The sequence below is a fragment of the Agromyces kandeliae genome (assembly GCF_009674665.1).
Taxonomy (GTDB): Bacteria; Actinomycetota; Actinomycetes; order Actinomycetales; family Microbacteriaceae; genus Agromyces; species Agromyces kandeliae.
This window is the reverse complement of record NZ_WKJD01000012.1, coordinates 451,943-471,312: the sequence shown is the minus strand read 5'-3', so window position 1 is coordinate 471,312 and position 19,370 is coordinate 451,943. Positions and strand designations below refer to the sequence as shown.

The following is a 19,370-nucleotide window of genomic DNA, read 5'->3' as shown; positions in this document are numbered from 1 at the left end:
AGCGGCCGAGCCCGTCGTCACGTCGTGCGGACGCCCTCCTACGCGTACTGCCGCCACACCGTCGCGATGACGACGTTGGTGATCGACAGTACGGCGAGCGTCGGCAGGACCCATCGCGCGAGGGTCTCGCGCTTGCGGTTCACGAGCGCGATCACGAGGATCGCGACCAGGATCACCAGCTTCACCGTGATCTTCAGGTTGTCGGGTTCGCGGCCGAGCGGGTACTGCAGGCCGACGAGGATGACGCCCGTGGCGAGCATGGTCCACGCACCGTGGACGATCGCGGGGATGATCCGCGCGGTGCCGGAGCGCTGCGCGCCGAGCTGCACGAGCACTCCTCCCAGCAGGCTCGCGACGCCGATGACGTGCACCGCGAGGATGACGTTCTTGAGGATTTCCATGGAGCTCCGTTTCGGGGGATGCCGACGCACCGTCGGCAACATACCGACAGTATGTCAGGAAAGGGTCGTCCCCCCGAATCAGGCGCTGCGCACGATGCCGTGCTCGAGCATCGCGATCAGCCCGGCGGCGGTCGAGTCGACCGCCACGCCGTGCGAGACGAGCTGCATCGCCGACGCGAGGGCCCCCTGCACGAAGGCCCCGGTCGTCCGCGCGTCCGCGACGCCGAGCTCGTCGAGCACGCGGACGAGCGGCGAGGTGAGGCGGTCGTGCACGGCCATCATGTCGTCCCGGCTCGTCGGCGACAGGTCCGCCTCGCGGAGCACGGTCGCGATGCGATGGTGCCCGTCGGCCGTCATCGCGAGCGCCGTGACGACGTAGGCGCGCAACCGCCCCATTCCGGGCTCCGCGGCCTCGAGCGCGTCCTCGAGCTCCGAGTTCCACTCGTCGAAGACCTGCAGGGCGACGGCGACGAGCAGGTCGTCGCGTGACGCGAAGTACTCGTAGAACGAGGAGCGGGAGAGCCCCGCACGCCGCGTCACCGCGGCGGGCGTCGCGGCCGCCACGCCCTCGGACTCGAGCAGTTCGCGCGTCGCGAGCAGCAGGGCCGTCCGCTGCGCGGCGCGGTGCTCCGCGACGGTCGGTGCGCTGATCTTCGGCATCCCCCGATTATCCGCCCATGCACCGGCGACCGTCGCCCGGCGCGACGGCGGCTGCTGCGCGCAGCACGGCGCGGTACGCTGCCGTTCGATGTCCACAATCCTCCACGCGCTGCCCGATGAGGCGGCCGACGCCGGCCCGCCGGCGCTCCGACTGCCGTTCGACGTCGCCGAGGTCGAGCACCGGCCGTTCACGACCGCGCGGATGACGCTGCGGCCGCTCGCGGCGTACGACGCAGACGACGTCTGGGAGTACCAGCGCCTCCCCGAGGTGCTCCGCTACATCCCCTGGCCCGAGCGCGAACACGACGAGGCGCGCGAGCACACCGAGGCGCGGGCCGGCATGCGCCGCCTCGTCGCCGACGGGGACGCGATCTTCCTCGCGATGGTGCTCGACGGACGCGTCATCGGCGACCTGATGGTCCGGATCTCGAGCGCCCAGCACGCGCGGCTCGAGATCGGCTGGGTCGTGCATCCCGACTTCCACGGGCGCGGCCTCGCGACCGAGGGTGCCGACGTGCTGCTCGACCTCGCCTTCGGACGGCTCGCCGCGCACCGCGTCGTCGCGCACCTCGACGCCCGCAACGCGGCATCCGCCGGCCTGTGCGAACGCCTCGGCATGCGACGCGAGGCGACGCTCGTCGAGGAGGAGTACAACGACGGCGAGTGGCAGGACACGGCCTCGTACGGCATGCTGCGGCGCGAGTGGCGCGCGCTGCGCGCGGGCGTCGCGACCAGGAACCCGGCCTAGCCGACCGAGAGCGTCCAGTCCTCCGTCGAGCGGACGGTCACCACCGACGGGCCGGCCCCGAGCGGCACGCTGCCGTCGTACGCACCGGTCACGTCGATGAGCGCTGCGCCGCCGAACGCCTGCTGCGCCTGCTGGGCGACGACGAACGGGTCCTCGGCGTCGTCTCCGGTGTGGGTCGCGGCGAGCGTCGCCGCGCCGCCGCCGTAGAGGTAGACCGTGTCGTCCTCGCCGTTCGCGGCGTTCGGCAGTTCGGATGCCGCGGACATCTGCTCGATCGAGAGCGTCCACGAGCCGCTCGCCGTCACCTGGACGCTGCGCGCCGACGAGGCATCCGCCACGCCCCACGCCGTCGTGCCCTGGTAGTCGTCGGTCGTGTCGACGAGCGGGTCGCCCGCAGGGGTGTTCGAGGCGTCGAGCAGCGTGAGCGTGAACGCGGCCCCGTCGTCCCCGTCGAACGTGGCCGTCACGATCCCGCCGGAGATCCCGTCCGGGATCGCCACCACGTCGTCGCCCGTGCCGCTCGCGTCGACCTCCGTGAAGGCGCCCCAGGTCTGGTCGGCCCATTCCTGCACGGTCGCGGTCGGCGTCTCGGTCGGGCTGGCCGTCGGCGTCTCGGTCGGGGACGCCGACGGCGAGGCGGACGGCGTCGGCGAGGCGGTCGGCTGTGCGGTCGTGCCCAGGGCGCCGGTGCCGTAGAGCACGCCGAAGATGACGGCGAGCACCAGGGCGGCACCCGAGACGACCGTGCCCGCGGTCGCGACGCCCTTCGGGCGGTCCGACTTCGTGAGGCCCACGATGCCCAGTACGAGGCCGATCGCCGCGAGCACGGCGCCCGCGATCCACGCCCACGACCACGCCAGGGCCAGCACGGCGACCACCACGGCCACGAGGCCGACGACGAGCGCCGCGATTCCGAGGCCGTTGCGCGTCGCGGGCCGCCCCTCCGGCTCCGGACCCGGCGCGTCGAGCACTTCGGTGCGGCCGTCGTCGGGCGGGTTCGGTCCGGATGCGTTCGTCATCATTCCCCCGTGGATGCTCGGACGTGCACTCCCGCGCCATGATGGCAGCCCGACGGAGGGTCGGCAACGACCCGGGCGCGCGTCAGTCGACCCGAGGGAGCGTGACCGCGAGCACGGCGCCGCCCTCCGGCGCGTTCGACGCCGTCGCGTCTCCGCCGTGCGCTCGGGCGATGCCGCGCACGATCGCGAGCCCGAGCCCCGCGCCCCCCGTCACGTCGAGTCGATGCGGCGAGCGCGCGGACGACCCGCGCCATCCGGCCTCGAACGCGTGCGCGAGATCCGCCGCGGCGAACCCCGGGCCGCTGTCGGCGACCGCGAGGCGCACGTCGTCGCCCTCGCCGTCGACCGTGACCGCGACGCGGCCGCCGGCCGGCGTGTGCTGGAGCGCATTCGCGAGCAGGTTCGCGACGGCGCGGCCGAGCTGCAGCGCGTCGCCCTCGACCGTGGGCGACGTGCCGGGGGCGACGACGAGGTCGAGGCGCACGCCCGCGCCGTCGGCGAGCCCGCGCAGCTCGGAGACGGCGTCGCTCGCGACATCCGCCAGCGACAGCCGCTCGGTGCGCAGGTGCAGGGTGCCCGCGTCGATCTGCGAGACCGCGAAGAGGTCGGCCACAAGGGCGTCGAGCCGGTCGACCTGCGATGCGATGCGGGCGAGGTAGCGGTCGGGGTCGGGCGCGAGGCCGTCCTGCAGGGCCTCGGCCTGCGCACGGATGCCGGCGAGCGGGACGCGCAGGTCGTGCGCGACGCGCGTGACCAGCTCGCGGCGGGCCTGCTCCTGGCGCTCGACCTCCTCGCGCGCGGCGCGGATGCGCGCGTCGGATGCCGCGAGCTCGTCGAGCACGGCCCGGAACTCGCCGATCGGCAGGGGGCGCGATTCGACGGGGATGCCGCGGCCCAGGTCCTCCGCCGCCGAGCGCAGCACGCGCGCGGCGCGGGCGATCTCGGTCCCGAGGATCGACGCCGTCAGGATCGCGACGACCCCACTCGTGACGGCGATCGCGAGGGCGATCTGCGCATCGTGGTCGGAGAGGTACATCGCCTGGGTCGCCACGAGCACGCCGCCGACGACGGACGCCACGGCCGCGACGACCACCGTGACGAGGTGCACGACGATGGGCGCCCACGCGAAGCGGCGCAGCAGCAGCCAGGCGACGAAGCCGACGCCGGCGGCGATCGCGGCCGAGACCGCGACGACGAGGAGCAGGTCGGTGCCGCTCACGGGCCCGCCTCCCCGCTCGGCCCGGCGCCTGGCGCGCCGTTCGCGCCCGGGTCGTCGAACCGGTAGCCGTACCCCCAGACCGTCACGAGCATGCGCGGATTCGCCGCATCCGCCTCGATCTTCTCCCGCAGCCGGCGCACGTGCACGGTGACGGTCGAGAGGTCGCCGTGGCTCCAGCCCCAGACGCCCTGCAGCAGGTCCTCGCGCGAGAACACCGTGCCCGGCCGGCGGGCGAGGAAGGCGAGCAGCTCGAACTCGCGCTGCGTCAGCGCGAGCCGTCGGCCGTCGAGGTCGACCGTGTGCGCTGCCGTGTCGATGCGCAGCGGCCCGCGCGAGACCACGGCGGCCTCCGAACCGGCCACGGCCGCACCCGCGGCTTCGACGGCGAGCGCGCGCCGCAGCACCGACTGCACGCGCAGCGTCAGCTCGCGCGGCGAGAACGGCTTCGCGAGGTAGTCGTCGACTCCGGCCTCGAGGCCCGCGATGCGGTCGTCCTCGCCGCCGAGCGCGGTGAGCATGATGACCGGCACCTGCGAGTGGGCGCGGATGCGTCGACAGACCTCGATGCCGTCGACGCCGGGCAGCATCCGGTCGAGCACGACGAGGTCGGGCCGTTCGGCGGCGATGCGGTCGAGCGCGACGAACGCATCCGCGGCGTCCTGCACGCGGAACCCCGCCGACTCGAGGTAGGCGCGGCACACCTCGAGCACGGTCGGGTCGTCGTCGACGAGCAGCACGAGCCGCCCGTCGAGCAGCAGGTCGACCTGGTCAGCCACCGATCACCTCCTCGAGGCGTGCGATCGGATCGTACAGCCCGGCGTCGAGGATCCACGTCTGCAGGGTCTTGTCGAAGCCGGTCACGACCACGATGCCCACGACGATGAAGATCACGCCGATCGTGCGCCGGAACCATCCGTCGGGGTTCGCGAGCCATCCGAGCCGGCGCACGAGGCTCCGACCGAGCAGGGCGATGAGCAGCAGCATCGCCGCGAGACCCACCGCGTACGCGACGACGTACACCACGCCCTCGCCGAACGACACCGGCAGGACCGCGGCGACGATCAGCGCGTAGGTCGGGCTGCAGCTCGAGAACACGGGGCCGAGCGCCGCGCCGGTGAGGATGTCGCCGCCGACGCTCTGCCGCCGGACGGAGCGGTCGAGCATCTCGCCGCTCCTCGCACCCCAGCCGAGCGCGGTCGACACCCGCTCCCACAGCCGCGGGAACAGCATGTCGACGCCGAGCAGGATCACGATGCCGCCCGCGATCACCTGCCACACCTGCGGCGGGATGCCGAGCAGCGCCGTGGTCGCCTTCAGCAGCAGCGTGAACACGACGACGGATGCCGCGAGCGACGCGGCGATCACGTACGGGCGGTAGCGCGCACGGCGCTCGTCGCCGCCCTGGACGATCGATCCGCCGACGATCACGGGCAGCAGCGGCAGCACGCACGGCGCAGCCACGGTCAGCACGCCGGCGGCGAGGGCGAGGGTGAGGGACGCGGTCACGGGGTGGCCAGCCGCCTCACGGCATCGCGGCGACGAGCGATTCGACCGAGGGGTCCTCGTAGAGGACGACGCTCGAGATCTTCTCGCCCGCGTCGTCGACGAACACGATCGTCGTCTGGATGGTCACGCCGTACTGCTGGCGCAGGTCGGTGCGCGAGTCGTAGTCGACCTTGAACACCGTGAGCCCGTCGGGCGCGCCCTCGGCGCGGAGGTCCTCGTCGAGCGCACGGCACTTCGGGCACCAGCTCGCGTGGAAGAACAGGGCCTTCGGCCCGGCGGTCGCCTCGATCGCGCCGTCGGTGTAGTCGAGGTAGGCGCCCTCGGCGGGCGCGGCCGCGGTGTCCTCGGATGCGGCCGCCTCATCGCTCGCGTCGGTCGTGTCGGTCGTGGGCTCGGGCGCCTGCTCCGCCGCGGGTGCGGGGTCGGTGCTCGCGCCGGAGGCATCCGTCGCCTGCGTGGCGCAGCCGGTCAGCGCGAGCGCGGCGATGAGTACCACCGACGCGGCGAGAGGGCGGGCGGGGCGTTCGGGCATGACGGCTTCCTCGTTCCGCGGGCGACCTCCGCCCGCTCCCTCCACGGTACGTCGTGGGCCGTACGCCTGCCGGGCCGCGGGATTACGGAACCCTGACGGCCGGGCCCGGCCGGGCCCGGCCCGGACGAGCCGGGCCTGCTCAGGCGCCGACGAGGCGCGCGGCCAGGTACCCCTCGAGCTCGGCGAGCGGCACGCGCTCCTGGCCCATGCTGTCGCGGTCGCGCACCGTCACGGCGTCGTCGTCGAGCGAGTCGAAGTCGACGGTCACGCAGAACGGGGTGCCGATCTCGTCCTGGCGGCGGTAGCGGCGACCGATCGCACCGGCGTCGTCGAAGTCGACGTTCCAGTGCTTGCGGAGCGTCGCCGCGACCTCGCGCGCGAGCGGCGAGAGCTTCTCGTTGCGCGAGAGCGGGAGCACGGCCGCCTTGACGGGGGCGAGGCGCGGGTCGAGCTTCAGGACCGTGCGGGTGTCGACGCCGCCCTTCGCGTTCGGCACCTCTTCGACGTGGTACGCGTCGACGAGGAACGCCATCAGCGATCGGGTGAGGCCCGCCGCGGGCTCGATGACGTACGGCGTCCAGCGCTCGTTCTTCTGCTGGTCGAAGTACGACAGCTCCTTGCCGGAGTGCTTCGCGTGCGTCGAGAGGTCGAAGTCGGTGCGGTTCGCGACGCCCTCGAGCTCGCCCCAGTCGCCGCCGGCGAAGCCGAAGCGGTACTCGATGTCGACCGTGCGCTTCGAGTAGTGGCTGAGCTTGTCCTTCGGGTGCTCGAACAGGCGCAGGTTCTCGGGGTCGATGCCGAGGTCGACGTACCACTGGAAACGCGTGTCGATCCAGTACTGGTGCCATTCCTCATCGGTGCCGGGCTCGACGAAGAACTCCATCTCCATCTGCTCGAACTCGCGCGTGCGGAAGATGAAGTTGCCCGGCGTGATCTCGTTGCGGAACGACTTGCCGATCTGGCCGATGCCGAACGGCGGCTTGGTGCGGGCCGCCTGCAGCACGTTGCCGAAGTTGACGAAGATGCCCTGGGCGGTCTCGGGGCGGAGGTAGTGCAGGCCGGCCGCGTCGTCGACCGGGCCGAGGAAGGTCTTCAGCAGGCCCGAGAACTCGCGGGGCTCGGTCCACTGGCCGCGCGTGCCGCAGTTCGGGCAGACGATGTCGGCCATGCCGTTCTCGGGCGCGCGGCCCTTCTTGTGCTCGAACGCCTCGACGAGGTGGTCCTCGCGGAAGCGCTTGTGGCAGTGCTGGCACTCGACGAGCGGGTCGCTGAAGACCTCGACGTGGCCGGAGGCCTCCCACACCTGCTTGGGCAGGATGACGCTCGAGTCGAGGCCGACGACGTCGTCGCGACCCTGCACCATCGACCGCCACCACTGCCGCTTGATGTTCTCCTTCAGCTCGACGCCGAGGGGCCCGTAGTCCCACGCGGACCGGGATCCGCCGTAGATCTCACCCGCCTGGAAGACGAAGCCCCGGTGCTGGGCGAGCGTGATGACGGAATCGAGACGGGTGGGTGCGGCCACGGTGGCTCCAATGGTCCAGGAAGGGAATCGGGCGAGTCGCCCGCGAAGTCGCTGTCCATCCTACGAAATGTGAAGGGCGACGGATGCCGCGGCTTCGCGCCGCACGGAGCGCGCGCCCGCCCGCCGGCCGCGGATCGGTGTACAACGGCTCGTGAGGCGGTCGGCCCGGGCCGCCACGGCGGGAGGGGGCGGCCGCATGGGCTTCACCCGACGCGTGTTCCTGACCGGCGTCGCGGTCGTCGGCGTGCTCGCGGTCGGCAGGGTCATGGCCGACCGGCAGGAGGTCGAGGAGCAGGAGGCCGCGGTCGAGGAGCACCCGGCTCCCCGGCTCGCTCGGGTCTCCGTCCCGTCCGGCGCGCTCACCGAGCTCCCCGCGGACGCGGGGCAGGTCCTCGCCTGGACGGTGGACGACGGGACCGACTCGTCGGTGGTCGGCGCCTACACCGCGTTCGCGGCGGCGAGCGGCATCCGCCTCACCTACTTCGTGAACGGCGTCTACCCGTCGTGGGACGACAACGCCGATGCCATCCGCCCCCTCGTCGAGCGCGGGCAGATCCAGCTCGCGAACCACACCTGGTCGCACCCCGACCTGACGACGCTGAGCGATGCCGAGATCCAGTGGCAGCTGCAGCACAACCACGACTACCTGCAGTCGGTCTACGGCATCGATGCCCGGCCGTACTTCCGCCCGCCGTACGGGGTCCACGACGCGCGCGTGGACGCCGCGGCCGCCGCGATCGGCTACACGGTGCCCACGCTCTGGTACGGCTCGCTCGGCGACTCGGGCGAGCTCTCGCAGCAGCAGATCGTCGACCTCGCCGACGAGTGGTTCACCGCCGGGCGCATCGTGATCGGGCACCTGAACCACGACCCCGTCGTGCACGTGCTGCCGCGACTGCAGCAGATCCTCGAGGAGCGCGGCCTCGCCACGGTCACGCTCAACGACGTCTTCACGTCGGCGCAGCACCCGTGATCCCGCCGCGGCGGGCGACGGCGGATGCCACGGCTCACGCCGAGCGGATCGTCTCGGGTCCGATCTCGCCGACCGAGCGGTGCCCCGCGAGCGCCATCGTCAGGTCGAATTCGGCGACGTGGTTGCGGATCACCTCGCGGACGCCGGCCTCCCCGGCGACCGCGAGGCCGTAGGCGTACGGGCGCCCGAGGCCGACGGCCGTCGCACCCAGCGCGAGCGCGGTCACGGCGTCGGCCCCGCCGCGCACGCCGCTGTCGAGGATGATCGGCACCCGGTCCGCGACGCGGGCGGCGACCGCAGGCAGCGCGGCGAGCGACGCGACGGAGGCGTCGACCTGACGCCCGCCGTGGTTGGAGACCACGATGCCGTCGACGCCGTGGTCGATCGCGCGTTCCGCGTCATCCGGGTGGAGGATGCCCTTGAGGACCACCGGCAGGCTCGTCCAGTCCCGGAGGCGCGCGAGGTCGCCCCAGGTGAGCGCCGGCTGCGCGAAGACGTCGAGGAACGTCTCGATCGCCGCGCGCGGGAGCGGCGATCGCAGCGCCTCGCGCACGCCGCCGTCGACGAGCGGCGTCCGCGCGCCCGCCCGCGCGATCCCGAGCGCCGACCTGAGCAGTGTCGGCGTGACCTTCGGCCGCGGCCCGCCGCCTGCGCCGCGGGCGACCCGTTCGCGCACGAGCTCGGCGAACACCGGGTCGGACGTGTACTGCGCGATGCCCTGCCCGCGCGTGAACGGCAGGAAGCCGAGGTCGAGGTCGCGCGTGCGCCACCCGAGCAGGTGGGTGTCGAGGGTCACGACGACGGCCTCGCAGCCGGACGCCTCGGCGCGACGGAGGAACGAGGCGTTCAGCTCGTCGGACGCGCTCCAGTAGAGCTGGAACCAGCGGGCGCCGTCGCCCATCGCGTCGGCGACGTCCTCCATCGGCCGCGACGCCTGGTTCGAGAGCACGTACGGGACGCCGAGCGAGGCCGCGGCGCGACCGACCGCGAGGTCGGCGTCGCGGTGCGCGAGCTCGATCACCCCGATCGGCGAGAGCACGAACGGGGTCGGCCGGCGCCGCCCGAAGAGCTCGATCGCGAGGTCGCGCTCGGCGACGTCGGACAGCACGCGCGGCCAGATGCCCCAGCGCCCGAACGCGGCGCGGTTCGCGGCGATCGTGCGCTCGGAGCCCGCGCCGCCGGCGAGGTAGGCGAACGCCTCGGCGGGGAGGGCCTTCCGGGCGGCGCGCTCGAGCGCGTCCGGGTCGACGGGCACCGCGGGTCGCGTGCCGGAGAGCCCCGCGCGGTAGACCTCGGACTGAACCGCTCGCGCGAACCCTCGGGTCGGCTCGGCCATCGCATCGCTCCTTCGCGTCGGGACTCCGACGAGCGTAGCGGTCGCCGCGCGGCGGGCCGCCTAGGCTGAACGGATGCCGCTACCCGACCTGCACGTCGCCGCGATCGCGCTCGTGCGCGATCGTCGCGTGCTCATGGTCACCGCGCGCGGCCGCGACGTGCACTACATGCCGGGCGGGAAGCTCGACGCGGGCGAGACGCCCGCCGAGGCCGCCGCGCGCGAGGCCCTCGAGGAGGTCGGGCTCGTGCTCGACCCGGCGCACCTCGTCGAGGCGTTCACCGTCCGCGAGCTGGCGCACGGGCAGGCCGAGGGCCGGCACGTGCGCATGCACGTCTTCCTCGCCGAGACGGATGCCGCGCCCGTCCCCTCGGGCGAGGTCGGCGAGGTGCACTGGGTGGGCACCGCCGACGCGGACCGGTGCCCGCCGGCGGGCGTCGAGGTGCTCCGCCGGCTCGCGGCATCCGGCCTCATCGACTGACGGGCGCGCTGCGGATTCCGGCATGATCGAACCTGGGGTCGGCGGGAGGGGGTGCGGATGTCGCGGACGCGCGAGTTCCGCCGTGGCGACGAGGTGACCGTGATCACCGAGTCGGGCGCGGGGCGACCGACGTACGTGCTCGTGCACGGCATCGGCATGGGCCACCGCTACTGGTCCGACCTCGCCGACGAGCTCGCCCGTGAGGGGCGCGTGCTCGCCCTCGACCTGCCCGGCTTCGGGGACGCGCCCGAGCCGGCCACGACGCAGACGATCACCCAGTCCGGGTCGCACCTCGCCGCGCTCGTCGAGGCCGAGTGGGGCGGTGAGCCGGTCGTGCTGGTCGGGCATTCGATGGGCACGCAGATCGTGGCCGAGGCCGCCGCGCAACGGCCCGAGCTCGTGGCATCCGTCGTGCTCATCGCACCGACCGTGAACCCGCGCGAGCGCTCCGCGCTCATGCAGGGTCTGCGCCTCCTCGAGGACCCGTCGCTCACGCGCCCCAAGGTGGTCGCGCTCGGCATCCGCTCGTACCTGCAGGCCGGGCCGCGCTGGTACTTCCGCAAGCTCCGCCGCATGCTCGACCACCGCATCGAGCTCGTGCTCCCGGACGTCGTGGCGCCGACGCTCGTGGTCCGCGGGGAGCACGACCGGCTCGCGCCGCGCGCGTGGGCCGAGCAGGTGGCGCGCATGGTGCCGCACGGGCGGTACGTCGAGGTCGCCGATCGCGGCCACGAGACGATGGTGACGGCGGGCGAGCGCGTGGCCGACCTCGTCAGGCGGCACGCGCGCGGCGAGCACGTCGGCCACGAGGTCGCCCGCGTGTCCGAGCCGCAGGAGCTCTCCGCGCTCGCGCGCGGATGGTGGTGGGCGCGCGACTACGTGTACGCCGGCGTCCGCCAGCTCGCGATCGTGGTCGAGGGCTGGATGCCGCCAGCGCGCTGGCGGTCCGGTCGCGGGGACCTGCCCGAGGTGCTGCTCCTGCCCGGCATCTACGAGCACTGGTCGTTCCTGCGCCCGCTCGGCGACGCGCTGAACGGCGCCGGCTACCGCGTGCGCGTCGTGCACGGGATGGGCACGAACCGGCGCGGCATCGCCGACACCGCCCGCCGACTCGGTCGCGCGATCGAGCGCCGCCGGGCGCCCGATGCCGGCCGGGTGATCGTCGCGCACAGCAAGGGCGGCCTCGTGGCCAAGCAGCTGCTGGTCTCCGGGGCGGATGCCGCAGGCGATCCGGATGGGGCGACCCCGGCCGCGAACGGCGCGAACGGCGTGCTCGGCGTGCTCGGGCTCGTCGCCGTCGCGACGCCGTTCGCGGGATCGCGCATGGCCCGGCTCATCCTCGACCCGAGCGTGCGGGCGCTGCTCCCGAGCGACGAGACCATCGTGATGCTCGGGCGCGCGGCATCCGTCAACGCCCGCATCGTCTCCGTGTTCGGACGGTACGACCCGCACATCCCCGACGGGAGCATGCTCGACGGCGCGACGAACATCCGCGTGCCCGTCGCCGGGCACTTCCGGATCCTCGGCGCCGTCGAGACGCACCGCGCGGTGCTCGAGGGCGTCGGCCACCTCCGCGATCAGGCGGGCTGACCCGGCTGCTCCGGACCGATCCGGTACGGACGCATCATCTCGTTGTCCTCGTGCTCGACGATGTGGCAGTGCCAGACGTACTGGCCGGGGTTGACGAAGGTCGCGCGCACGCGCGTGACCTCGCCGGGGTACGCGATGACCGTGTCCTTGAACCCGGTCTCCCACGGCTCGGGCGGCCGCACGTTGCCGTCGGGCTGCACCGGCTGGGCGACCTCGCCGCCGTCGAGGACGAGGCCCTCGCGGTTCACGACCTCGAACACGACCTCGTGCACGTGCATCGGATGCGCGTCGCCCGTCGTGTTGACGAACTCCCAGACCTCGGTCGCACCGATCGCCGGGTTCTCGGTCACCGGATCCGCCCAGACCCGGTCGATCCAGACCCCCGACTGGATGTCGCCGAGCAGGGCCTCCGCGGGCCCCTCGTAGACGTCGCCCTCCTCGTTGTGGCCCTCCGCCATCTTCTCGATGAGCGCGAGCGGCCGGACCACCGACTCCGCCGGGAGGGGCGCGATCGGCGGGAGGACGAGGTACTGCGGCGGGGTGGTCGTGTCGGCGGCCAGGGCGGGCCCGACGACGAACGACATGACCTGGCCGGTCGAGTCCGGGTCCGCCTTCGGGAAGTCGAGGTCCGGCTCGCCCCCGCCGAACGGCTCGTCCGGACCGACGTTCTGCAGGACGTAGGCGCCGACCGGCACGTTGGTGAAGTCGACGATGACGTCGGCGCGCTCGGCGAGCCCCAGCAGCATCCGGTTGCCGTGGTCCGCGGTGAGGTTCACGGGCGACGCGAGGAACCCGCCCTCGTTGCCGATCTGCCAGACCTCGACGCCCGGGATCGCGGTGAAGTCGAGGATCAGGAACCGGGACTGGCATCCGTTGAGGAACCGCAGGCGGTAGCGGCGTTGCTCCACCTGGTGGAAGGGCCACGTGTTGCCGTTGACCATGAGCATGTTGCCGAAGAACTCGGGCTGCCAGATCGGCGAGAACTCGCCGTCGGGGATGTACGGCCCGACGATGTCGTCGAAGAACTCCCGGGTGTCGGGGTAGAAGAGCGACCCGTCGGAGTTGAACGAGCGATCCTGGACGACGATCGGGATCTCGAAGTACGTCTTGTTCGGCGGGAACTTGTCGCCCTCCATCGGCGCGGGCGACGGCAGCACCGCGGTCGCCCCGTTCCGCGCGTCGAGCACGGCCTTCTCGCCGTCCGGGCCCCCGCGGACGATGAAGAACCCGGCCGGCCCCGCGTAGACGTTGAGGCGCGTCATCCCGAGCGCGTGGTCGTGGTACCAGAGCGTGGACTCCCGCTGGTCGTTCGGGTACTCGAACTCCGCGAAGCCCGGGCCCCAGGTCGCGCCGAACGCGGCCGCAGCCTTGCCGGCGAAGAAGTCGTACCAGGTCCCCTCGGTCGCATACCCCGCCGGGATGTCGGCGGCGGCGGGCAGGAACCACGCCTCGGCGTAGCCGTCGCTCTCGTCGCCGACGCCGACCGCACCGTGCAGGTGCGTGACGAGCGGGACGGGCCCGGTGTACGGGCCGGGCGTGTCGCCGGTGAACACCGGCCTCGTGTCGCGACCGGCGTCCCCGCCCGGCGGGTTCGCCCAGTGCAGCGTGGGGTCGACGGGCAGCAGGTGCGGGAGGGCGTTGCCGTCGACGTCGACGAGTTCGTTGATCCACTTCACCCGGACCGGGCGGCCCCACTTCGACTCGATCGTGAGCGACGGGGCGTTGTGGATGAGCAGCCCCTTCTTGCTCTCGCTCAAGACTGCGCCGTAGCCCCAGACGGTCGTCGCCGGCAGGCCCACCGGCAGGATCTGCTGCGGGAACTGCCGCACCGAGATCTCGTAGTAGTCCGCCGGCTTGCCGCCCTTGCGGTTGATCGTCCCGGCCCGCGGCATGACGGGCGGAACGAGCAGCGGCGTGATGAACTTCGGCACGTCGCCCGGCGGCAGCGTGCCGCCGGGGATCTGCGCGAGCGCCACGCGTTCGCCGCCCGGCAGCATCGCGTAGAGCATGAACCCCGCGCCGGCCGCCCCTGCGGCCGCGATGAACGTGCGTCGACTGATGGGTCGCCCTGTCGGCGTCGCCTCTGACATCCTGCTGTTCCCCTCGGTATCGAGCCGGAGCGGGGGCGCAGGGTGGCGGCGGCGGTATGAGTCGGGTCGCCATCAGTTCTATCGGCGCTTCCGATGCCGCGAAGGGACTCAGGTCCCGTCGGCCGGTTCTCCCGACGGGCGGGGCGGGCGCTCGATCAGTAGAGGCCGAGCTCGCGACCGGCGTCCTCGACCTCGCGCATGCGGGCGGATGCCGCGGTCCCGAGCCGCTCCGAGCACTCGGCGATCACGGCTTCCACGATCGCGAGCACGGGGGTCATCGCATCGAAGGCCGGTGACGGCGAATCGGTCTCGCTCGGGAGCACGACGTCGGCCTCGCTCGCGATCGGCGAGAGCCAGGCATCCGTGAACAGCACGACGGACGCCTTGCGCTCGCGCGCCGCCGCCGCGAGGCGTCGCGTCGGCTCCTCGTACCGCCGATAGTCGAAGAGGACCACGACATCGCCTCGGCGGAGCCCGGCGACCGCCTCGATGCGCCCGGCGTCGTGCTCGGGCAGCGCGGCGACCCCCGTGCGGATGAGCTGGAGGTGCTGGGCGAGGACCTTCGCGAGCAGGCCGCTGAATCGACCGCCGGCGACGAGCACGCGGGTCCTCGGTGCGCACAGGAGGTCGACCGCCCGGTCGAACTCGCCCGGGACGAGCGCATCGAACGTGCGGTCCAGGGTGTCCCGGGTGATCGAGGCGGCGCGTTCGAGTCCTGAGACCGCGTCCGCGCCCTGGTCGGAGCGGTGTCGATCGTAGAGGTCGATCGGCGACGCCGAGCGCTCGTCGAGGTCGTCGCGGAGCGCCTGCTGGAAGTCGGGGAACCCGCGGTACCCGAGGCGATTCGCGAACCGGAGGACGGTCGGGCCGCTCACGCCCGCGCGTGCGGCGAGCTTCGCGACGGTCTCGAATCCGGCGGACGGGTACGACGACAGGAGCACCCGCGCCACCTTCCGCTCCGCGGGACTGCAGTCGGCCATGCCGCGGCGGATCGCCTCGGCCATCGGGACCGGTGCCTCGCCAGCTGCCACGGCCACCTCCTTCACCGTGCTCACCGTATCGGGCCGCCCTCGGCGATCGCGACGACGAGCCCGGCGAGGAGCGCGATCCGCTCAGGCGCTCCTTCGACGTCGAGCCACTCGTCGATGCCGTGGTCCCCGCCGCCGACCGGGCCGAGCCCGTCGAGGGTCGGCACGCCGAGCGCGGCGACGAAGTTCGCGTCGGAGGCACCGCCGGTCGCGGCCACCTCGAACTCGAGCGCGAGGTCGGCGCCGACCCGCCGCGCGAGCTCGGCGAGCGCGTCGGTGGCGACCCGCTCGAGCGGTGGGCAGACGTCGAGCCGCTCGACCTCGATGCGTGCGCCGTCGACGAACGGACGCCGTGCCCGCTCGTCGATCGCGTCCAGCGTCGCCACGAGTTCCCCGAGACCGACCGAGCGGACCTCGAGGTGCAGCTCGGCGATGTCGGGGACGATGTTCGCCCGGCTGCCCGCTGCGACGCGGCCGACGTTCAGGGTCAGGCCCGGCACTGACCCGGACAGCGCCTGCAGGTCGAGCACGAGACGGGCCGCCTCGACGGCGGCGTTCACCCCGCGCTCGGGCTCGACGCCGGAGTGCGCCGCCCGGCCGCGCACGGTGACGAGCACGTCGGCGACGCCCTTGCGGGCGCCGACGAGGTCGCCGTTCTCTCGCGCGCACTCGAGGCACAGCGCGGCATCCGCCCCCGTGACGAGCTCGGCGAGGATCTCGCGGCTCGCGGGCGACCCGACCTCCTCGTCCGGGGTGAACACGATGAGGAGCTCGCCGAATCCGTCGTAGGCGAGCCGGTCGAGCACGCGGGCCGCGGCGAGGGCCGCCGCGACGCCCGCCGCATCGTCGCAGACCCCCGGGCCGTTCGCGATGCCGTCGACGACGCGGAACGGCCGCTCGGCGGCGGTGCCCGCCGGGAAGACCGTGTCGAGGTGGGCGAACAGGACCACACGCGCCGAGCCCGCGCCCCTCCGGCGACCGACGACGACCGGGCCGTACCGCCGGCCGTCCACGTCGGGCGTCGGGATCGCCTCGACATCGAACCCGTCGCCGCGCAGGGCCCCGGCAGCCCAGTCGGCGACGCGCGTCACGCCGACGGGATCGTGGGAGCCCGAGTCGATGCCGACGATCCGGGCGAGGTCGTCGCGGAAGCGCCGGTCGAGTCCGTTCGCCGCGTCGACGAGTTCCGCGGACGTCGGCGGGTGGGCGACCTGCGGCCGGCCGGCCGGCGCCTCCGCGTCGGTCGGCGTGATGAGCCGCGCCATCAGAGCACCTTGGAGAGGAACGCGCGGGTGCGCTCCTCCCGGGGGTCGACGAGGACCTGCGTCGGGTCGCCGGCCTCGACGACCACCCCGCCGTCCATGAACACCGCCACGTCGCCGACCTCGCGGGCGAAGCCGATCTCGTGGGTCACGACGATCATCGTCATGCCGCTCTCGGCGAGGCCGCGCATGACGTCGAGCACGTCGCCCACGAGCTCCGGGTCGAGCGCGGACGTGGGCTCGTCGAAGAGCATGACCTCGGGCTCCATCGCGAGGGCGCGTGCGATCGCGACGCGCTGCTGCTGACCTCCCGAGAGCTGCGCCGGGTACGTGTCGGCCTTGTCGGCGAGTCCGACCTGGGCGAGCAGTCGCCGGGCCTGCGCCTTGGCATCCGCCTTCGACCGCCCGGCGACCTGGGTGGGCGCCTCGATGACGTTCTCGAGCGCGGTCATGTGGGGGAAGAGGTTGAACCTCTGGAAGACCATGCCGACCTTGCGGCGCTGCGCTGCGACCTCCCTCTCGCGGAGCTCGTGGAGCCTGCCGTTCTTCTCGCGGTAGCCGACGGTCTCACCGGCGACCCGGATCATGCCTGCGTCGATCTGCTCGAGGTGGTTGATGCACCGGAGGAAGGTGGACTTGCCCGAACCCGAGGGGCCGAGGAGGCAGACCACCTGGCCGCGCTCGACCGACATGGTGATGCCCTTCAGGACTTCGAGGTTGCCGAAGCGCTTGTGCACCTCGACGGCCTCGACCATCGGGCGGTCGGCGACGGATGCCGCGGGAGCGACCTGCGGGATCGTGGCGGTCATGACTCCGCTCCCTTCTTCGACGCGCGCGACGGTCGCGTCGGCAGCGCGATGCCCTGCGTGATCGTGGCGACGCGGGACCCGATGGTGGGTCGGGCGCCGGTGAAGCCCCGGCCGTAACGGCGCTCGAGCCACATCTGCGGGATCGAGAGGATCGACGTGAGCGCGAGGTACCAGATCGCCGCGACGATGAGCAGCGGGATGATCTTGTAGTTCTGCGTGTAGGCCTCGCGGATGTTCGACATGAGGTCGTCGCCCGCGACGATGGCGACGAGCGAGGTGCTCTTCAGCATGGTGATGGTCTCGTTGCCCATCGGCGGGATGATGACGCGCATCGCCTGGGGCAGCACGACGCGGCGGAGGGTCTTCGCGGGCGACATGCCGAGCGAGTGCGCGGCCTCGCTCTGCCCGTGGTCGACGGACTGGATGCCCGCGCGCACGATCTCGGCGGCGTAGGCCATCTCGTTCAGGCCCAGGGCGAGGAGCGCGGCGACGGTCGCCGGGATGAGGTCGCTCGTCGTGAACGACCAGAACTCGACCGAGGTGAACGGGATCCCGATGACGATCTTCGGGATGAAGGCGCCGATGAAGCCCCAGAAGATGAGCTGGAGCAGCAGCGGGGTGCCGCGGAAGACCCAGATGAAGAGCATCGCGGCGACGGAGAGGACCGGGTTGGCCGAGAGTCGCATGACGGCGACCACGATGCCGCCGAACACGCCCATGATCATCGAGGCCACGGTGAGCCAGATGGTGATGAGCACGCCGTCGATGGTCAACGGCTTGAACAGGTACTCCGCGACCGTGGGCAGGTCGAGGTTCGGGTTCTGCAGGATCGAGGCGATCGCGCCGATGCCGAGGACGAGGACGAGGACGGCGGCGATCCAACGGCCCGGGTGGCGGACGGGCACGGCTTCGATCGGGCCCGGGCGGGCGCCCGAGGGGGTCCTGGGTCCCTCGGGCGCCGCCGTGGATGACGGCTGCGTTGCGGTCATGAGGTCGGTGCTTTCTGTTGGGAGCGTGCCCGAGGGCGTCACTCGGCGGCGGCGCCGTTGATCGTGGCCTCGTCGATGCCGATACCGGTCACGCCGTACTGGTCGAGGATGGCGTCGTAGGTGCCGTCGTCGATGAGGGACTGCAGCGCGGCCCGGATCGCCTCGGCGAGGCCCTCGTCGCCCTTCAGGACGCCGATGCCGTTGAGCGTCGCGTCGTAGCCGTTCGGGGCGTCCGGGTCCTCGACGACCTCGAACGTGGCGCCGTCGTTCGTCGTCTTGGCCACGTAGCCGGCGCTGGGCTTGGTGAGGAGCGAGGCGATCGCCTTGCCGCTCGTGATCGCGAGCTGCGCGTCGGCGTCGGACGGGAACTCGCTGAGCTCGATCGGGCCCTGGCCCTCGGCCTCGCACTCGCCCTGCCAGACCTCCTTCACGAGGTCGACCTGGCTGGTCGCACCCTGCACGGCGACGCTCTCGCCGCAGAGGTCGAGGAAGCTCCGGATGCCCTCGGGGTTGCCTGCGGTGGTGAGGATGCCGGTGCCGGAGGCCGAGTAGTCGACGAAGGTGAGCACCTCCATGCGCTCGACGCTCGACGTCATCGCCGTGATGGTGACGTCGAAGTTGCCGGCCTGGAGGGCGGGGATGATGCCGTCGAACGCCTGCTGCTCGAAGGCGAAGTCGATGCCGAGCTTCGCGCCGATGGCGTGCCCGAGGTCGACGTCGACGCCCGTGAGCTCGTCGGAGCCCTCCTCGATGAACATCTCGAACGGCGCGTACGGCGCGTCGGTGGCCACCTTGACGGCGCCGGCCTCCGCGATCTCGGCGGGGAGGAGATCGGCGGCGGCCTCGTCGACGGTGATCTCGATGCCGGCGACCTCGACCGCATCGTCCTCCGCGACGGGGTCCGCCGACGATGCGGTGGCGCTGCAGCCGGCGAGGAGCGTGGCGCCGGCGAGGGCGGCGACGAGGAGCGCGGCCTTGCTGGGAGTGGGAACGAACATGTGCGAGCCCTTCTAGGTCACTGCGGCGGGAACGGGGTGCGTCCGAGTATGTAACAGATGTTCCAGAAATGCCAGAGATTTTTCTTGCTGTAACGATCACGGATGCACAACGAGCTCGGCGGACGAACGGCGCGCACCCCTTCCACCGGCCCGTATCGTGCGTTAGCATCCGGCACTACCAGAACGATTCTGTAATGGAAATTCCAA

The 19,370-nt window shown here is 72.6% G+C and carries 19 protein-coding genes; 4 read left to right on the top strand and 15 right to left on the bottom strand.

Annotated features, from left to right (window positions below):
- Positions 1-38: 38 nt before the first annotated feature.
- Both GJR97_RS09310 and GJR97_RS09305 read right to left on the bottom strand, forming a co-directional pair.
- Entirely contained in the window at positions 39-401 is a 363-nt protein-coding gene (locus GJR97_RS09310; protein WP_154346168.1) for a hypothetical protein, read from the bottom strand.
- Between the two features lie 78 nt (positions 402-479).
- The gene (locus GJR97_RS09305) at positions 480-1,061 is read right to left on the bottom strand and encodes a TetR/AcrR family transcriptional regulator (RefSeq protein ID WP_154346167.1); all 582 of its coding nucleotides are present in this window, start codon (positions 1,059-1,061) and stop codon (positions 480-482) included.
- 88 nt (positions 1,062-1,149) lie between these two features.
- Here GJR97_RS09305 and GJR97_RS09300 point away from each other — a divergent pair, with 88 nt between their 5' ends.
- Positions 1,150-1,809 (top strand): GNAT family N-acetyltransferase, encoded by a 660-nt coding sequence (locus GJR97_RS09300; protein WP_154346166.1) that lies wholly within the window; start codon positions 1,150-1,152, stop codon positions 1,807-1,809.
- Here the strand turns inward: GJR97_RS09300 and GJR97_RS09295 are convergent.
- From GJR97_RS09295 to GJR97_RS09270, 6 genes are all read right to left on the bottom strand, one after another.
- Positions 1,806-2,828 (bottom strand): hypothetical protein, encoded by a 1,023-nt coding sequence (locus GJR97_RS09295; protein WP_154346165.1) that lies wholly within the window; start codon positions 2,826-2,828, stop codon positions 1,806-1,808. The two genes, GJR97_RS09300 and GJR97_RS09295, sit on opposite strands and share 4 nt — an antisense overlap.
- 82 nt (positions 2,829-2,910) lie before the next feature.
- Positions 2,911-4,047, bottom strand: a complete 1,137-nt coding sequence (locus GJR97_RS09290; protein ID WP_154346164.1) for a sensor histidine kinase — start codon at positions 4,045-4,047, stop codon at positions 2,911-2,913.
- Positions 4,044-4,823, bottom strand: coding sequence for a response regulator transcription factor (locus GJR97_RS09285; protein ID WP_324613330.1), 780 nt, complete (start codon positions 4,821-4,823; stop codon positions 4,044-4,046). Before GJR97_RS09285 ends, GJR97_RS09290 begins: the two co-directional genes overlap by 4 nt.
- Positions 4,816-5,553: a cytochrome c biogenesis CcdA family protein gene (locus tag GJR97_RS09280; protein WP_324613328.1), complete on the bottom strand. Its 738-nt coding sequence runs from the start codon at positions 5,551-5,553 to the stop codon at positions 4,816-4,818. The genes GJR97_RS09285 and GJR97_RS09280 overlap by 8 nt, the downstream gene beginning before the upstream one ends.
- Before the next feature lie 16 nt (positions 5,554-5,569).
- The gene (locus tag GJR97_RS09275; protein WP_154346163.1) at positions 5,570-6,085 is read right to left on the bottom strand and encodes a thioredoxin; all 516 of its coding nucleotides are present in this window, start codon (positions 6,083-6,085) and stop codon (positions 5,570-5,572) included.
- A gap of 139 nt (positions 6,086-6,224) precedes the next feature.
- Positions 6,225-7,610, bottom strand: a complete 1,386-nt coding sequence (locus GJR97_RS09270; RefSeq protein WP_324613327.1) for a glycine--tRNA ligase — start codon at positions 7,608-7,610, stop codon at positions 6,225-6,227.
- 196 nt (positions 7,611-7,806) lie between these two features.
- On the opposite strand from GJR97_RS09270, the gene GJR97_RS09265 reads away from it, so the two are divergent.
- Complete coding sequence (locus GJR97_RS09265; protein WP_154346162.1) at positions 7,807-8,583, top strand: polysaccharide deacetylase family protein; 777 nt, start codon at positions 7,807-7,809, stop codon at positions 8,581-8,583.
- Positions 8,584-8,617: 34 nt separating this feature from the next.
- On the opposite strand, the gene GJR97_RS09260 is transcribed toward GJR97_RS09265, so the two are convergent.
- Complete coding sequence (locus GJR97_RS09260) at positions 8,618-9,919, bottom strand: alpha-hydroxy-acid oxidizing protein (protein ID WP_154346161.1); 1,302 nt, start codon at positions 9,917-9,919, stop codon at positions 8,618-8,620.
- 73 nt (positions 9,920-9,992) lie between these two features.
- Here GJR97_RS09260 and GJR97_RS09255 point away from each other — a divergent pair, with 73 nt between their 5' ends.
- Together GJR97_RS09255 and GJR97_RS18220 are read left to right on the top strand one after the other, a co-directional pair.
- Positions 9,993-10,397 carry an NUDIX domain-containing protein gene (locus tag GJR97_RS09255; protein WP_154346160.1) on the top strand — a complete coding sequence of 135 codons (405 nt, stop codon included), beginning with the start codon at positions 9,993-9,995 and terminating at the stop codon, positions 10,395-10,397.
- Positions 10,398-10,454: 57 nt separating this feature from the next.
- Positions 10,455-11,987, top strand: coding sequence for an alpha/beta hydrolase (locus GJR97_RS18220; protein WP_229276134.1), 1,533 nt, complete (start codon positions 10,455-10,457; stop codon positions 11,985-11,987).
- Here the strand turns inward: GJR97_RS18220 and GJR97_RS09240 are convergent.
- From GJR97_RS09240 to GJR97_RS09215, 6 genes are all read right to left on the bottom strand, one after another.
- Positions 11,975-14,077, bottom strand: coding sequence for a multicopper oxidase family protein (locus GJR97_RS09240; RefSeq protein WP_229276133.1), 2,103 nt, complete (start codon positions 14,075-14,077; stop codon positions 11,975-11,977). The genes GJR97_RS18220 and GJR97_RS09240 overlap by 13 nt on opposite strands.
- 155 nt (positions 14,078-14,232) lie before the next feature.
- Entirely contained in the window at positions 14,233-15,108 is an 876-nt protein-coding gene (locus GJR97_RS09235; RefSeq protein WP_324613326.1) for a MurR/RpiR family transcriptional regulator, read from the bottom strand.
- A 20-nt stretch (positions 15,109-15,128) separates the two neighbouring features.
- Positions 15,129-16,370 (bottom strand): M20/M25/M40 family metallo-hydrolase, encoded by a 1,242-nt coding sequence (locus tag GJR97_RS09230; RefSeq protein WP_154346159.1) that lies wholly within the window; start codon positions 16,368-16,370, stop codon positions 15,129-15,131.
- Complete coding sequence (locus tag GJR97_RS09225; protein WP_154346158.1) at positions 16,370-17,176, bottom strand: amino acid ABC transporter ATP-binding protein; 807 nt, start codon at positions 17,174-17,176, stop codon at positions 16,370-16,372. The genes GJR97_RS09230 and GJR97_RS09225 overlap by 1 nt, the downstream gene beginning before the upstream one ends.
- Positions 17,173-18,165: an amino acid ABC transporter permease gene (locus tag GJR97_RS09220; protein WP_154346157.1), complete on the bottom strand. Its 993-nt coding sequence runs from the start codon at positions 18,163-18,165 to the stop codon at positions 17,173-17,175. The genes GJR97_RS09225 and GJR97_RS09220 overlap by 4 nt, the downstream gene beginning before the upstream one ends.
- 38 nt (positions 18,166-18,203) lie before the next feature.
- Complete coding sequence (locus tag GJR97_RS09215; protein ID WP_154346156.1) at positions 18,204-19,163, bottom strand: ABC transporter substrate-binding protein; 960 nt, start codon at positions 19,161-19,163, stop codon at positions 18,204-18,206.
- Positions 19,164-19,370 lie beyond the last annotated feature (207 nt).

What these genes read in the sequence shown, in the direction of transcription:
- GJR97_RS09295 (WP_154346165.1), bottom strand. Translation starts at nt 2,828, where the DNA reads ATGACGAACGCATCCGGACCGAACCCGCCCGACGACGGCCGCACCGAA.
- GJR97_RS09310 (WP_154346168.1), bottom strand. Translation starts at nt 401, where the DNA reads ATGGAAATCCTCAAGAACGTCATCCTCGCGGTGCACGTCATCGGCGTC.
- GJR97_RS09215 (WP_154346156.1), bottom strand. Translation starts at nt 19,163, where the DNA reads ATGTTCGTTCCCACTCCCAGCAAGGCCGCGCTCCTCGTCGCCGCCCTC.
- GJR97_RS09305 (WP_154346167.1), bottom strand. Translation starts at nt 1,061, where the DNA reads ATGCCGAAGATCAGCGCACCGACCGTCGCGGAGCACCGCGCCGCGCAG.
- GJR97_RS09265 (WP_154346162.1), top strand. Translation starts at nt 7,807, where the DNA reads ATGGGCTTCACCCGACGCGTGTTCCTGACCGGCGTCGCGGTCGTCGGC.
- GJR97_RS18220 (WP_229276134.1), top strand. Translation starts at nt 10,455, where the DNA reads ATGTCGCGGACGCGCGAGTTCCGCCGTGGCGACGAGGTGACCGTGATC.
- GJR97_RS09240 (WP_229276133.1), bottom strand. Translation starts at nt 14,077, where the DNA reads ATGTCAGAGGCGACGCCGACAGGGCGACCCATCAGTCGACGCACGTTC.
- GJR97_RS09220 (WP_154346157.1), bottom strand. Translation starts at nt 18,165, where the DNA reads ATGACCGCAACGCAGCCGTCATCCACGGCGGCGCCCGAGGGACCCAGG.
- GJR97_RS09230 (WP_154346159.1), bottom strand. Translation starts at nt 16,370, where the DNA reads ATGGCGCGGCTCATCACGCCGACCGACGCGGAGGCGCCGGCCGGCCGG.
- GJR97_RS09275 (WP_154346163.1), bottom strand. Translation starts at nt 6,085, where the DNA reads ATGCCCGAACGCCCCGCCCGCCCTCTCGCCGCGTCGGTGGTACTCATC.
- GJR97_RS09225 (WP_154346158.1), bottom strand. Translation starts at nt 17,176, where the DNA reads ATGACCGCCACGATCCCGCAGGTCGCTCCCGCGGCATCCGTCGCCGAC.
- GJR97_RS09260 (WP_154346161.1), bottom strand. Translation starts at nt 9,919, where the DNA reads ATGGCCGAGCCGACCCGAGGGTTCGCGCGAGCGGTTCAGTCCGAGGTC.
- GJR97_RS09255 (WP_154346160.1), top strand. Translation starts at nt 9,993, where the DNA reads ATGCCGCTACCCGACCTGCACGTCGCCGCGATCGCGCTCGTGCGCGAT.
- GJR97_RS09300 (WP_154346166.1), top strand. Translation starts at nt 1,150, where the DNA reads ATGTCCACAATCCTCCACGCGCTGCCCGATGAGGCGGCCGACGCCGGC.